Origin of the sequence: Thiomicrospira sp. R3 (assembly GCF_029581415.1) — a bacterium.
Taxonomy (GTDB): Bacteria; Pseudomonadota; Gammaproteobacteria; order Thiomicrospirales; family Thiomicrospiraceae; genus Thiomicrospira.
In genome coordinates, this window is record NZ_CP121121.1 from 2,034,919 (window position 1) to 2,048,729 (window position 13,811).

At 49.0% G+C, this 13,811-nt stretch carries 13 protein-coding genes; all 13 read right to left on the reverse strand.

What is annotated here, in order from left to right; genetic code table 11:
• Nucleotides 1–25: 25 nt before the first annotated feature.
• Nucleotides 26–1,162: an AAA family ATPase gene (locus P8S55_RS10405; protein WP_289224141.1), complete on the reverse strand. Its 1,137-nt coding sequence runs from the start codon at nt 1,160–1,162 to the stop codon at nt 26–28.
• A 1-nt stretch (nt 1,163) separates the two neighbouring features.
• On the reverse strand, nt 1,164–2,369 hold the full coding sequence (locus P8S55_RS10410; protein ID WP_289224142.1) for a restriction endonuclease subunit S: 1,206 nt from the start codon (nt 2,367–2,369) through the stop codon (nt 1,164–1,166).
• Nucleotides 2,366–3,391: a PDDEXK nuclease domain-containing protein gene (locus tag P8S55_RS10415; protein ID WP_289224143.1), complete on the reverse strand. Its 1,026-nt coding sequence runs from the start codon at nt 3,389–3,391 to the stop codon at nt 2,366–2,368. The genes P8S55_RS10410 and P8S55_RS10415 overlap by 4 nt, the downstream gene beginning before the upstream one ends.
• A complete protein-coding gene (locus P8S55_RS10420) occupies nt 3,388–4,962 on the reverse strand; it encodes a type I restriction-modification system subunit M (protein WP_289224144.1) in 1,575 nt (524 codons plus the stop codon). The genes P8S55_RS10415 and P8S55_RS10420 overlap by 4 nt, the downstream gene beginning before the upstream one ends.
• A gap of 570 nt (nt 4,963–5,532) precedes the next feature.
• On the reverse strand, nt 5,533–5,700 hold the full coding sequence (locus P8S55_RS10425) for a hypothetical protein (protein ID WP_289224145.1): 168 nt from the start codon (nt 5,698–5,700) through the stop codon (nt 5,533–5,535).
• Nucleotides 5,681–6,262, reverse strand: coding sequence for an ATPase (locus P8S55_RS10430; RefSeq protein ID WP_289224146.1), 582 nt, complete (start codon nt 6,260–6,262; stop codon nt 5,681–5,683). Before P8S55_RS10430 ends, P8S55_RS10425 begins: the two co-directional genes overlap by 20 nt.
• Before the next feature lie 37 nt (nt 6,263–6,299).
• Nucleotides 6,300–7,940: an ABC transporter ATP-binding protein gene (locus P8S55_RS10435; protein WP_289224147.1), complete on the reverse strand. Its 1,641-nt coding sequence runs from the start codon at nt 7,938–7,940 to the stop codon at nt 6,300–6,302.
• A gap of 60 nt (nt 7,941–8,000) precedes the next feature.
• On the reverse strand, nt 8,001–8,285 hold the full coding sequence (locus P8S55_RS10440; RefSeq protein WP_289224148.1) for a type II toxin-antitoxin system RelE family toxin: 285 nt from the start codon (nt 8,283–8,285) through the stop codon (nt 8,001–8,003).
• Nucleotides 8,275–8,514, reverse strand: coding sequence for a type II toxin-antitoxin system RelB/DinJ family antitoxin (locus P8S55_RS10445; RefSeq protein ID WP_289224149.1), 240 nt, complete (start codon nt 8,512–8,514; stop codon nt 8,275–8,277). The genes P8S55_RS10440 and P8S55_RS10445 overlap by 11 nt, the downstream gene beginning before the upstream one ends.
• An 80-nt stretch (nt 8,515–8,594) precedes the next feature.
• Nucleotides 8,595–9,200: a hypothetical protein gene (locus P8S55_RS10450; protein WP_289224150.1), complete on the reverse strand. Its 606-nt coding sequence runs from the start codon at nt 9,198–9,200 to the stop codon at nt 8,595–8,597.
• Nucleotides 9,201–9,214: 14 nt separating this feature from the next.
• Nucleotides 9,215–10,612, reverse strand: coding sequence for an ABC transporter permease (locus tag P8S55_RS10455; RefSeq protein WP_289224151.1), 1,398 nt, complete (start codon nt 10,610–10,612; stop codon nt 9,215–9,217).
• Nucleotides 10,609–11,586: an ABC transporter permease gene (locus tag P8S55_RS10460; protein ID WP_289224152.1), complete on the reverse strand. Its 978-nt coding sequence runs from the start codon at nt 11,584–11,586 to the stop codon at nt 10,609–10,611. Before P8S55_RS10460 ends, P8S55_RS10455 begins: the two co-directional genes overlap by 4 nt.
• Complete coding sequence (locus P8S55_RS10465) at nt 11,583–13,778, reverse strand: ABC transporter substrate-binding protein (protein WP_289224153.1); 2,196 nt, start codon at nt 13,776–13,778, stop codon at nt 11,583–11,585. Before P8S55_RS10465 ends, P8S55_RS10460 begins: the two co-directional genes overlap by 4 nt.
• Between the last annotated feature and the right edge of the window lie 33 nt (nt 13,779–13,811).

Consider the following 13,811-nt stretch of genomic DNA (forward strand, 5'->3'; position numbering starts at 1 on the left):
TGTGCGTGCGTGTCGGACAATTCAATCATTGATTTCCTACCTGCTGCCAGTAGCCATAGTTGCTTTTCAAGTGATCGAGCAACAGTTTGACAGTTGCTTTCTCCGCCTGCGTTGGTTTTGCAACGGTTTCATTGGACAGCGTGCTGTGGCTGGTGAAATTGATGATGCGGCTGTAGTAAAGCTGCTTGTCATCGGGCAAAAGCTCCGACCACTTCGGGTAACCCAGAAAGCTGGCTGTTTTTTCGTAAAGATTGCGCAGCAACGTGAAGTGGTACTTCTCAACCTTGTTTTCGGCAATCGCCTGTTCGATGGTGTGCTTCAAATATAGGTGATAGGAAAAGCTCTTATTGGAGTCGCCATGCTTGACATTCAAATCGAATGATCCATCTTCAAAGCGCTCTAACAGATAGCACCCTTCCTTATTTCCCTTTTTGCTGAAGTTAAGCTCATTGTGGAGGACGTTATAAAACAGTGGGCTGTGCGTCGTGAGAATAAATTTCAAATCGGACTGACTGGAATGAATTAGTTCAGCCAAATTGACCGCCAATTCGATCAGATGGTTTTCATCCAGAGAACTTACCGGGTCATCAATAAAAACGTATTCCAAATTATTGAAAACATCAGTGGACCGATTTGCGACCTCTGCGATGTTCAGCTCGGAAATCATCTGCTCAATCAGCGAATGGAACACGCTCCAAATGAAGTTGCTTTCCTCGCCCTTGGAAATCTTTATGTTGGGCTCATGCGCGTTGTTGCCGCGCTCGAATGAAAAACGAATCTCGGAAAAGTCTGAGCTGAAATTCGGCGTCAGTTTGTCATTGGTGTAGTGCTGAAAGGTGGAGGTCACATTCCGGTCTTGGCCTTGCTCGTCAAGTACCCATGTGGTGAAAGCGTTGGGCTGGATTTTCAACCTGGGTTCGGCATCACCCTCCAGATCGTTGTCCCAATAGAACAAATCCTCGGTGAACGCGCTGAAGTAGAGAATTTTCTTTTGCGCCAGTTCTGACCGCTGCCCATCTTCATCATCGGTTTTGGGGGCAATCAAATCTTTGAACGCCCGCGACAAGCGAGTTTTACCTACGCCGTTGAAGGCGTAGATCAGCTGCACCTTTTTGTCGGCATCTTTCAACTGCTGGGCGATTGCGATCAGTGTTTTGCCCATCTCAGGCCTCTACAGATTCTGGCTTGGGGAAGCTCAGTAGTAAATCGCGGTAATAGGCGTATTGCTGCTGGCGCAACTCGATTTCGCGCGGCAGGCCTTGGGTCAGGGAGGTGGTGAGGGTATCGAATTTGTCGAGGATGGCGACGATTCGTTTCTTCTCTTCAAACGAAGGATTCGGGATGCTGATACTTTCGAGATTCTTCTTGTTCAGCTTTGGCTGAGCCGCCCCCGAGATGTAGGGCGACAAGTCGATGCTGTTCAAATAATATTCAACGTACCTGCGCTCAGCATAAGTCTCAAATTTCAGTACGTGAGCATGATTATTCACCCAGCTCTTTCCACTAATGCTAAAAGCTATTGGGGTATTTCTCGCCAGCAAGTTGGCACCATCTTCAGAGACCAGCAAGAGGTCTCCGTCAAAGATGTAGTCCTGAACATAATCTACAATTCCGGATGCGCCATAGTATGGAATATCGCCCGGGTCTCTTTGATTGCTCGTAATTGGCTTACGCTTGGAATCAAGATTCTCGGCCACCTCCCCCAACGTCTTCCACTCCACTTCCCCCTCTTCAAAACTCAACAACTGGTCGCGGTAGTAGTGGTATTGTTTTTTGCGGGTGGTCAGCTCGGTGGTCAGCTCGGCGGTCAGCTCGGTGAAGGTGTCCAGTATGCGGACGATTTCGGCCTGGATTTCCAGCGATTTTTTGGGGTTGTCTGGGCAGGGGATGGGGATTTGAAATTTCTTAAAGCCATCCATATCTACGGAGGCAAAGCTTGACATTGTTGTGTTTTTCTTGCACCAATCAGTCAATAAAAAGCAGTAATAAAAAATGAATTTAATATCGAAGGTTTCAGCATAGCCTTCTTTTAAGCTTAACCCGGTAAACCTTTGGTTTGCCAAATATGGAACAGTAATTAAAGCGTGCTCACCAATCGTTGCCGATGTTGAAATTATGATCGAATTTGCAGGGAACAACTTTCCACCCTTCACGGCACTCACTGAAATTTTTTGCAACGAGTTATCAAGAATTTGGCCGTTCACACGGATGTCATCCATCCTGAACCATGGAATAGATCCACCTTCCCAAAATTCTTTTTTTGACGTTGATGGTGTGTAGCCATTTTTCAAATCAAATACTTCGCCGACAGCCTTCCACTCCACCTCCACCCCATCCAGCAGCTTGTCGATAAAGTTCTGTTCGCTCATGCCTTATCTCCCGCTGCATCATCAAGCCGTTTTGCGGTTTCTTGCTCCAACATGGCGGCCAGCTCTTCTTCTGTAGGTAGCAGGGTTTGGTATTTCGAGGCAAATAGTTGCTGGCTTTCCCTCAGCACCGAATAGTGCACCAGGGTTTCATCTTTATCGGCACACAGAATAATGCCCAGGGTGGGGCTATCGCCTTCGCCGCGTTTGAGGTCATCAAACATGCGCACATACATGTCCATCTGGCCGATGTCCTGATGGGTCAGCTTTGCAGATTTAAGCTCAACCACCACAAAGCATTTGAGCAGGTAGTTGTAGAACACCAAATCCACATAAAAGTGTGAGGTTTCGGTGCTGATGCGCATTTGCCGGGCAACGAAAGAAAACCCCTTGCCTAGTTCCAACAAGAATTTTTGCAGATGGTTAATCAGGCTTTGCTCGAGCAGGCTTTCTTTGCCGCTTAAATCCTCGGGCACGCCCAGAAACTCCAGCACATACGGGTCTTTGATAAACGAAGCTGTGTCGCTGGCGGGCAGCACGTCGCTCTGCGGTTTCTGGTGTGCCAGAACGCGGCGGTAGTAGCCGCTTTTTATGTTGCGCTCAAGCAGACGTGAACTCCAATTTTGGTTGCTGGCTTCTTGCAAGTAGTAGTTGCGCTCGGCGGCGCTTCCCAGCCGCATGATCAGGCGCACATGCGTCCAACCAAGATTCGCTACGCAGTGCGTAGCGAATTCATCTAGGCTGGGGAAGGTTAAATAGAACTGGCGAAAGTTTTTAAGGTTGGCAACTGAAAAGCCTTGGCCAAACTGATCGCCCAGGTAGCGCGAGAGCTGGCTAATGAGGGCTTGCCCATACTCGGCACGGGCTTCACCCTGCTGCTCTTCTTCGACGATGCGCTGGCCCAGTTGCCAATAAGTTTGCACCATGGCGGTATTGACGGCACGCAAGGCCTGGCTGCGGCCTGCTTGCAGTATCTGCACGACATCGGCAAAAAACTGTTGCTCTGTGGCGGGTGGCTTGCTCATGCCTCCAACTCCTCGCCTCCCTCAATCTCCGCCACAATCGCATCAATGTGTTGGCGTAGCTGGTCGATCCTGGCAACAGTGGTTTTCAATTCGGCATTGAGCTGGGCAATGTTCACCACCTCCCGGGTGTCTTTGGCTTGCACGTAACTACTGACCGACAGGTTGTAGTCGTTGGCGGCCACCTTTTTAAACGGCACCGATTGGGCAAAGTGATCGACATTGGCCTTGCTGTCGAACACCGCCATGATTTGTTCGATATGCGCGTCCAGCAGCACGTTGTTGTTGGTTTCTTTCTTGAACAGGGCGCTGGCATCAATAAACTGGGTGGTGGTGTCGGTTTTGTGTTTGGAGAGCACCAGAATGGTCACGGCGATGGTGGTGCCGTAAAACAGGTTGGGCGCCAGCGAAATCACGGTTTCGACGTAGTTATTATCCACCAGATATTGGCGGATTTTTTTCTCCGCACCGCCTCGGTAAAAAATACCGGGGAAGCAGACGATGGCGGCGCGGCCTTTGGCGGATAGGTAGCTGAGCGCGTGCAGCACAAAGGCAAAGTCGGCCTTGGATTTGGGCGCCAGCACGCCCGCCGGGGCAAAGCGCTCGTCGTTGATCAGGGTGGGGTCATCTGAACCCACCCACTTCACCGAATACGGTGGGTTGGAGACGATGGCATCAAAGGGTTTGTCATCGCCAAAGTGCGGCCCAATCAGGGTGTTGCCGAGTTGGACGTTGAACTTGTCGTAGTTGACGTTGTGCAAGAACATGTTCATCCGCGCCAGGTTGTAGGTGGTGTGGTTGAGTTCTTGCCCAAAAAAGCCTTCTTCAATGATGTGCGCATCAAAATGCTTTTTGGCTTGGAGCAGTAACGAGCCAGAGCCACAGGCGGGGTCGTAAATCTTGTTGACGCTGGTTTGTTTGTGCATGGCCAGCTGGGCAATCAGCTTAGAGACATGCTGCGGGGTGAAGAACTCGCCACCGGATTTGCCGGCATTGGCGGCGTAGTTGGAGATGAGGAATTCGTAGGCATCGCCGAACAGGTCGATGTTGCTGCCGGCATGTGCTTGAAAAAAATCGTCGGCAAAGTTTAGCTCGGCCACGCCCTTGAGCACGGCGGCCAGGCGCAGGTTTTTATCCTTCACCGTGTTGCCTAGGCGGTTGCTGGTGGTGTCGAAATCGGCAAACAGGCCTTTGATGTCCTGTTCGGAGGGGTAGCCGTTGGCGGAGGCTTCAATGGCGGCAAAGATGGCCGCCAGATCGGTGTTCAGGCTTTGGTTGGTGTTGGCGCTGGCAGCCAGCTTGGCAAACAACTGGCTGGGGTAGATAAAGTAGCCCTTGGTCTTGATGGCGTCGTCTTTGATCTCTGGGGTGATGATGTTGTCGGCCAGCTCGGCATAGCGGATGCTGTCGTCACCGCCTTCGATGTAGACCGCGAAGTTTTCGCTGATGAAGCGGTAAAATAGCGTGCCGAGCACGTATTGTTTGAAATCCCAACCGTCGACCGCGCCGCGCACATCGTTGGCGATTTGCCAGATGCGGCGTTGCAGTTCGGTGCGCTGTTGATTACTTGTCATGGTGTTTTCCTGTACCAATATGTTTGAGTTGCTCTCAGCTCAAAATCGAGCCGACTTTTTTACGAGCTAGTCCGCTCTGCACTAATCGTTCATTTCCAAAGTCCGAACCAAGCGCTATTTTATACGCCAAGGAGGCTTGTGTGGACTAATTTAAAAAATATTAATAATGAGACCTTGGCAAAACCCCGCTATTGCCAAAGTTAAATTCTCAAATTCGACTTTTTAGAACCGCGAGCTTGCAATTTAGTCCTTTTTTGCTGTTTCGCTGTTTTGCGTCACTTTTTAGACGCTTCGGTTGTGTTGTTGTAGAGGTTGGCGAAAACGACAGATGGGGCAGATAAGTGCTTCAGCGTGTGAGGTCTGTGGGAGGTTTTTCCATGCCATGTGATAAAGTCCAGCAATGTGTAATAGTATGTTGCTGTTTTAACAGATAAATGATTTCTTTGCAAATTTATAGTGGTTTGGCAAGCTTTTCTCGTGCAAAGGTCTCAATAAGCTTATTTTTGGGCGCTCTGTTGTGAACAACCTTTTCATTGCGGTTCAATTCTGTTTGCAGGCCTGGTCATTAGCCTAAAATTGTATCTTTTTCACTTCGCCGTTTTCGCAAATCACGGCATATTGGCCTAGTGCGCGTTTACGGTTGAGTTCGCGCTTTACGGCACGTTTCAATACTTCAAGCATATCCTTAGAATCCAGTTTTTTGGCGCTTTCGGATGGTTTAATCTCTGTGGTATCCATCAGCGATTCCTTTTAAATTTTCATAATGCTGGTAATTGGCGATAACAACTTCACCTTGTTTTTTCGAAAAAATCAGTTGTGGCGCGCTCATATTCAAATAGCAATACACCGAGTCCACCGCTTCGATATAGTGGTAATACAAATTATACACGCTCTTTGGAAACCGGCGTTCAATGTCCTGAGCCGGTATATTATGACCGCCATGTAAAACGCGCTCTTCAACACGTTGTTTGGAGAGATTTACATTTTCCAATGCCAAGTAATACAGTGTTACCGTCCAGCCTTTTTGTTTGAGGTTTTTAATCCGCTTTAAATATGACAAGCCGGATAGAGTGGTTTCAAAACACACGGTTTGCTCTAATTCAATAGCGGTGTTCAAGCGTTGTAGAAACAACTTACCCGCGTGAATATTGCGCAATTCGGTTGGCACATCCACCAGGGATTTGGCAATTTCATCCGCGTTAATAAAATGTTGAATAATGCCTTCATCAATCAATTGCATCGCAAAGGTGGTTTTGCCCGCGCCTTTGGGGCCGGCGATAATAGTGAGTTCTTTAGACATTTAATTCACCTTTTGAATACAGCGCCTTCGATTAAAATCACACCCCTGCAGATTGGCTTGAAAGCCCTTTTTCGCCCTGCCGCATATCATGAAAACTCGGCGCGGCGGCTAGCAGGGTTTGGGTGTAGTGGTGTTGTGGGTTTTCGAGGATGGATTGCACATCACCCTGCTCGACGATTTTGCCTTCGGACATCACGGCGACGCGATGGGCGATGCGCGGGATGATGGAGAGGTCGTGAGTGATAAATAATAGCGATAGGTTGTAGGTTTTCTGTAGGTGGTTGAGCAAATCGAGCACTTGCGCACGCACGGTGACGTCTAGCGCGCTGGTGGGTTCGTCGCAGATGATTAATTCTGGCTCAACCGCTAGCGCACGCGCGATGCCGATGCGTTGGCGTTGGCCGCCGGAGAATTCGTGCGGGTAGCGTAACTTGTGTTCCGGCAATAGCCCAACTTGCTGGAGCAGTTGGTCAATGCGCTGATTTTGATCGTTTTTGTTTTGCGAGCCGACTTTTAGGCTCACCATACCCTCGCGGATGATTTCGCCGATGGTCATACGCGGATTGAGCGCGGAATAGGGGTCTTGAAAAATCACCTGTATTTTTTTGCGCAGGGGTTTGATTTTGCGTTCATTGAGTTGCGCCAGATTAACGTCTTGATAGCGAATTTCGCCTTCGGTGCTGTCGATTAACCGCAGAATGGCTTGGCCAATGGTGCTTTTGCCGCTGCCCGATTCGCCAACGAGCGCGAGGGTTTCGCCACGGCGAATCTCTAAATCAACCCCGTCGACCGCTTTGACATAGCCGACCGTTCGTTGCAAAAAGCCTTTTTTAATCGGAAAATGGACTTTTAAGCCGCGTAAATGTAGCAGGGTTTCATTGGTTTGCACGGGTTTGAAGTTGCGCTGTGGCAAGGCGTCAGCGAGTAGCTGTTGGGTGTAAGGATGGGTCGGCTTGGCGAAAAAATCTTTGCTGGCTGCGGTTTCGACAATCTTGCCCTTTTGCATCACCGCCACGCGATCGGCCATCTCAGCGACCACGCCCATATCATGAGTGATAAATAAGATCGACAAGCCGCGCTCGTCACGCAATTTTTTGAGCAGTTTTAAAACCTGTGCTTGGATGGTGACATCCAACGCGGTGGTCGGTTCGTCGGCGATTAATAAATCCGGTTCACAGGCCAGCGCCATCGCAATCATCACCCGTTGTTTTTGACCACCAGACAGCTGGTGCGGATACCAATTGATGCGTTGTTCAGCCTCTGGAATACCCACTTCGTTGAATAAGTCAATCGCTTTGGCTTGAGCGGCTTTTGAGGATAACCCTAAATGCACGCGTAACACTTCGGCCACTTGATCGCCCACGCGCATCACGGGGTTGAGTGAGGTCATCGGTTCTTGGAATATCATCGCAATCGACTTGCCGCGCACTTTTTGCATTTGGGCTTCGGTCAGGCTCAGCAAAGATTGGTTGTGCAGCTGAATCTCACCCGCTTCAATGTTTAGGGCTTCGGGCAGTAAACGCATCACGGCTAAGGATGTTAGGGATTTTCCACTCCCCGACTCGCCGACCAGGGCAAAAATCTCACCAGGCTGAATCTGAAAGCTAATACCATCAATCAGCGCATTATCGCCGACCTTTACCACTAGATTATCAATTGCTAAAACCGGATTTTTCACACGGGTTCCTTTATTCGCCTTTAAGCTGTTTTGTATATGTCACTGGGGTTTTGTTCTCAGTTATGTACGATGCTTGGCACCTTTATAAGCTTGCTCTTTATCTCGTTTGCCAATTGCAATCACCAACACCACTACACGCTCATCTTGTACTTGATAGATTAAACGATAACCGCTTTGACGAAGTTTTATCTTATAACAATTCTCCAGCTCCCTTAGACGATTAGATTCAATCTTCGGGTTTTCGAGTATTTGAGCGAGTTTCTTTTTTAACTGGCTGCGAATACTACTATCTAACTTTTGCCATTCTTTAAGTGCTCTTTGGTCAAATTCTAGGCTATAGATCATTTAAAGATACGGGGATTGATTGGGGGTTCTTCAATCGCTCGCGAGCTGTTTCAAGTAGAATTAAATCGTCATCATCAAGAAGCACAGGCTTAAAAGGCAATTTATGATGTTGAGCCACATACGCTAAGGTTTGACGCAATAATTCAGAAGGTGTTACATTTAGCTCTTGTAAAGCGACATAGGCTTCACTTTTGAGATCATCGTCAACCCTAATCGTTATCGTTCCCATGACTTCCCCTTTTAAAAGTAATTACATTTGTTATTACTTTAGCATAAAAACACACATTCACGCTACATGTTTTATACTTTCTATAGAAACGGTATAACCGCTAAACGGAAGACAACAAAGCTTAATAATAGCATCAACAACACATTAATTAGCGCAAAGCGTACCCTTGGATAAAGCTGCGTAGCGGCTTGGTGGCAAATTTCGGCTTGTTTTTCCGCGACAAACCAGTCCACCCAGCGTTGTTCAATTTGCGATAGACTTTTTAAATGGTGGGTAAGCGATTCAGATAAACGAGCCGCAATCACCGCTTGCAAGCTTTTATGTTGCATAAGTTGTTGCAAGGCAGTTTTATAACCATACGCCAGCACACCATTCCACACAAACACCAAGCCTAAGCCAAGATAGAACACCCAAGGCCCGAGCCAAAGATTCAAGCCAAGCGCAACCAGTAACAAGCCATTTTGAATCGCAAAATAACGCCAAAAGGCACGATACCAGGCCTGCTCTAACTCGGTTAAATAGGCTGTGGCCTGACTATTAAGTTCGGCCAACATTTTATCGCGGGTTTTCTGCTCCAGTTTTTCGCTCACCCAGTCCTTGGTTTTTTTACCCGCCAACACACTCGCGGCTAAACCCGCGCCCCAAGCCAAACCCTTTACAATCAACGGTGCCGCAAACCAAGCCATGACTTAAATATCCATTAGTTATTCTTCGGGTCTAACACGCGTTGGACGCGGTCGGAGAAGAGGTTGGCGGCTAGAACTAGGATGAACATAAACACAAAGGCGCTAAATAATGACCACCAGACCATTGGTTCGCGCGCCATTTCTAGGCGCGCTTGGTTAATCATATTGCCCCAGCTGTGCATGGTCGGATCAACGCCGACACCGACATAAGATAACACCGCTTCGGCCAACACTAACGCACTGAAATCCAACACTACCGCAATCAATACAATATGCATCACGTTGGGCAAAATATGGCGGGTAATAATCTTAAACCGACTGACACCAAACGCGCGCGCAGCGGTGACGTATTCGACTTGGCTGATTTTTAAGGTTTCAGCGCGCAATAGGCGACACAAACTGGTCCAACTGGTTAAGCCTAAAATCAGCACCAACACGAGTAAGCGGAAATCGGCGCGTTCGGTGGCGGTTTCAAACCACTGGGGGTTATTGGTGATAATGGTCTGCATCACCAACACAGAGGCGGCAATTAACAGAATCCCCGGGATTGAATTGAGCGTGGTGTAGAGATATTGAATCATGTCGTCCACCCAGCCACGAAACAGCCCGGCACTAATCCCCAGAATCAGCGCCAAGGGCAACATTACCAAGGTGGTAAGCACCCCAATCAACACCCCTGTGCGCACGCTTTTAAAGCTTTGATAGAGCACATCACCGCCGACCTTATCGGTGCCGAGCACATGATAATAATGCCCTAAATAATACAGCCAAACTAACAGCATCAATGCTAGCGAAAAGGTTAAATAAGCGGTGCGCCAGGGCAAATCGGCTTGCCCTTTGAGCACCAGGCCTGCTTGTTCGCCAAAGCGCCGCCCCAAAGCACGCGCGCGCCAAGCCAAATGCAAACTGATTAATAGCCCGCTAATCGTTAAAGCCAGCGCCAGCGCAAACACGGATTTTTGGGTGATGTCGGCGCCACGCTGTGACGGGTCTGCTAGATGCGCACCGGCATGCACCAGGTCTAAATGCTGTTGCAACACCCGCCCGTCTTCGTCTTTGACTATCGAGGTGCTATGCTCTTTTAGCGCAAAGGGCGCGGAATAGGTGCGTTCGGTTTGGCTGCGAATTTCATTAAACACCCAGTCCAAGGCGCTGGTGGTTTGACCGGCATATTGGCGTTCTTGCCCCGGTGTTTGATTGGGCAAAGCCAAGCGGAAATGCAACGAATCTAACAGCGCAATCGACAAGTAAAACAACAAGATAATCGCGGAGGCCATTGCAATTTTTGAACGGAAAATCGCCAGCCATTGCGCTTTGACTTGCGGCGAGCGCGAAATCGTCCAGCCCCATAACCCAAGTGCGACCACCAGCCCCCACACCATAATATCTGTCCAAAGCCATACCCACATCATGATAAACGCACCCTTGGATCAAAAATGGTATAGGAAATATCGGTTAGAATCAGGCCGATGATATAGAGTAGCGCGCCAAAAAATACCATCGCTTTGACAATCGCGAAATCCTGCGCGTTAATCGCATCAATGGTGTAGCTACCTAAACCAGGAATTCCGAAGAACGACTCCATAATCAAGCTGCCCATAAACAGGCTCGGAATCACCACCACTACGCCGGTTAAAATCGGCAACATACCGTTACGAAGCACGTGTTTAAACAGCACACTGATTTCCGACAAGCCTTTGGCGCGCGCGGTGCGCACATAATCGCGGTTAATCTCTTCCAAGAAAATACTGCGATACCAACGGGTGCCCGCCCCCAAACCGGCAAACACACCAATCAACACCGGCAAAATCAAAAACTTGACACTCGCCCAACCAGGTTCATAGCCGGATATCGGCACCCAATGCAGGATTTTGCTAAACAGCACCTGGCCGGCAATAATATAAAACAGCCCAGATATCGACATAATCATCACCGCAATCACCATCGCGGCGGTATCGAGTGCCGTGGCTCGGAACAGCACAATCAACAACGCCAGCGTAATGGTGGTAATCAACCCAATCGCAAAAGTCGGCAAGGCAATCGCCAAACTGGGCCACATCCGCTCGGCAATATCCGAGGCAATATCCCGCCCGGCATCGGATTTACCAAAGTCAAACACAAACAATTTTAAGGACTGTTCCACAAACAAAGTATCCGAGAACTTCACCAGGCCTGGTGCTTGGGTATTAAAAAACAGCGGCTTATCATAGCCACGCTCGGCCTTCCAACTGGCAATCAATTCCGGTGTGGTTTGTTTCGCGCCCAATTGCGCCCGTGCCATATCATCGGGCGTATTGACCATAAAGAACAACACAAAGGTAATAAAGTTCACCCCAATCAAAATCGGAATGGCATAAATCAAACGCCGCACGATATACGCCATCATAGCTTGCGCCCTCCTGTATTAGATGATTGCGGCTGAATCCGCTGTTGTTGACGCGCACGATAAGCGCTGACCGCCCAAATCGACAACACCAAAATCAATAAGCCTGCCAGCCACAACGGCCAAACCACCGGACGATTCCACTCGGCTTGTTTTTGTAGGCGCAATTCAGGATCGACCGACAAATACTTGACGCTGTTGTTGGCTAAACGGTTCGGCCAGACATTGTGATACCAGCTGTGATAGAGCGCTAACGAACGCGGGTGTAGCGCAAACACCCAAGGGGCGTCTTGGCGCACGATTTCCAACATCTCTTGAATAATCGCTAAACGCTCTGGTGAATTTTCCATATTGCGCATTTGTTCAAACAAGCGATCAAATTCCGGGTTAGCATAATTGGCCGAATTAATACCGGCACCGCCCGTTGCGACTGAACCGTTTGGCCCATAAAGCAGGAATAAAAAGTTTTCTGGGTCCGGATAATCCGCGCCCCAACCCCAAAAGAAAATCTGCGCATCGCCCTTGCGGACCTTGTCCTGAAAACGGTTTGAATCGGTCGCACGAATCACCAACTCAATCCCCAAGGCATCAAACTGTTTGCGCATCCAATCCATTCGCGCGCGATCATCCGGCCCGGTCGCCACGGCATCAAAATGCAGTTGTAAAGGTCGCCCGGTCGCTGGGTTCAAGCCATTGGGATACCCAGCTTGCGCCAACAACGCGCGCGCGGTGTCAATCGACTTGCGCTGATACTCGCCATTCACCCACTCATGCACATAGGGATTAACACCTTCTTCACCTTCCAAGTGACCAAAAATCCCTGGCGGAATCGGCCCTTGTGCCGCCATGCCGCGCTCATTCATAAAAATCGAAATAAACTCTTCATAATTCACCGCAATGCTAATCGCCTGGCGCAACTTTTGGCGATCAGCACTATAACCCCCAACAACCTCATCGAGCATATTAAAGGCCAAATAAAACACTGTCGGCTCAATGCCTGAGCGCATTTGAATACCTTTATCGGCCATTTCGCCGGTTAAATTCAACTCACCACTCACCGACACCTGCACCGCCTGATCAAAGCTATCGGAGCTCACGCCTGAAGCATCATAATAGCCTTGTAAAAACTTGTTCCAATAAGGCACACTTTCTTTTTCCAAGGTGTATATCACCTGATCCAACAGCGGCAAGCGCTTGCCCGCATCACGCAACAAAATCTCCGGCATGTAATAGGTTAAACCCGAATCTGGAAAAAACTGTTCATGAAACACCGGGTTGCGCACTAAACGCATCCGCAGGTTCGGGTTATTTTCAGCCAAATAAAACGGTCCGGTGCCCACCGGAAAGGTATTGAAATTAATATTGCGTGCCACCAGGCCTGGTTGGGCATAAAACTGTTCCACTTCCCAAGGCACCGGCGCAAAGAAATTCATCGCCAACCAATACATAAATTGCGGATACACGCCCTCAATCCGAATGCGCAGTTGATGGTCATTGACCACCTCAACGCCATCAATCTGATACGGGCGCAAATCAAAAAACGCCTCGCGCGGCTGCTCGGCTCGCTCCGCACTCACCTGCTCACTAAATTCACGCAAGCCAACAATATAGTTCATCATGGTATCCAGCACTGGCGAGTGATTTTGGCGCACCGCCATCCGCTTAATCGCATAGGCAAAGTCGGCCGCAGTGAGCTCACGCGTAGCGAGTTTAGGCAACTCAAACGGCGAACGCAAACTCGCCGCTTGGCGTGCACTTAGTGGCAAATAAACGAATTCCCCGTCTGCATCACGCGTAAACGCTGGATGCGGCTGAAATTGAATACCGGGTTTAAGGTTGAGGGTAAATTGCGAATAGGCCAAGTTTTCAGCATCTTGTGTAACCTCGACCCCCTCGGCATTAAAGTAGCGCACTTTTGGCATCTCGGTTAGCGTCAAGGGTTCCAGCGTAAACGGACGTTTTAAATAATGGTATTGCAAAGGCGGCTCAAGAATTTGGCTAATAATCTGCCACTCGTTTGAGCTATAGGCACGCACGGGGTCTAGGTGTTTGGGTGGCGCAGAAAAGGCGCTAAACAAGGTGTTTGAGCCGACGGCTTCATCCGTATAAGGTTGGTTCCACTGATCCGCACAGCCGGCCAGCAAACCAACGGATAACATAAACACAAGCCAAATCGATCCTCGTTTATTAAGCATTTTTTGGTTCACTTTTAAATTCACGTTATAATG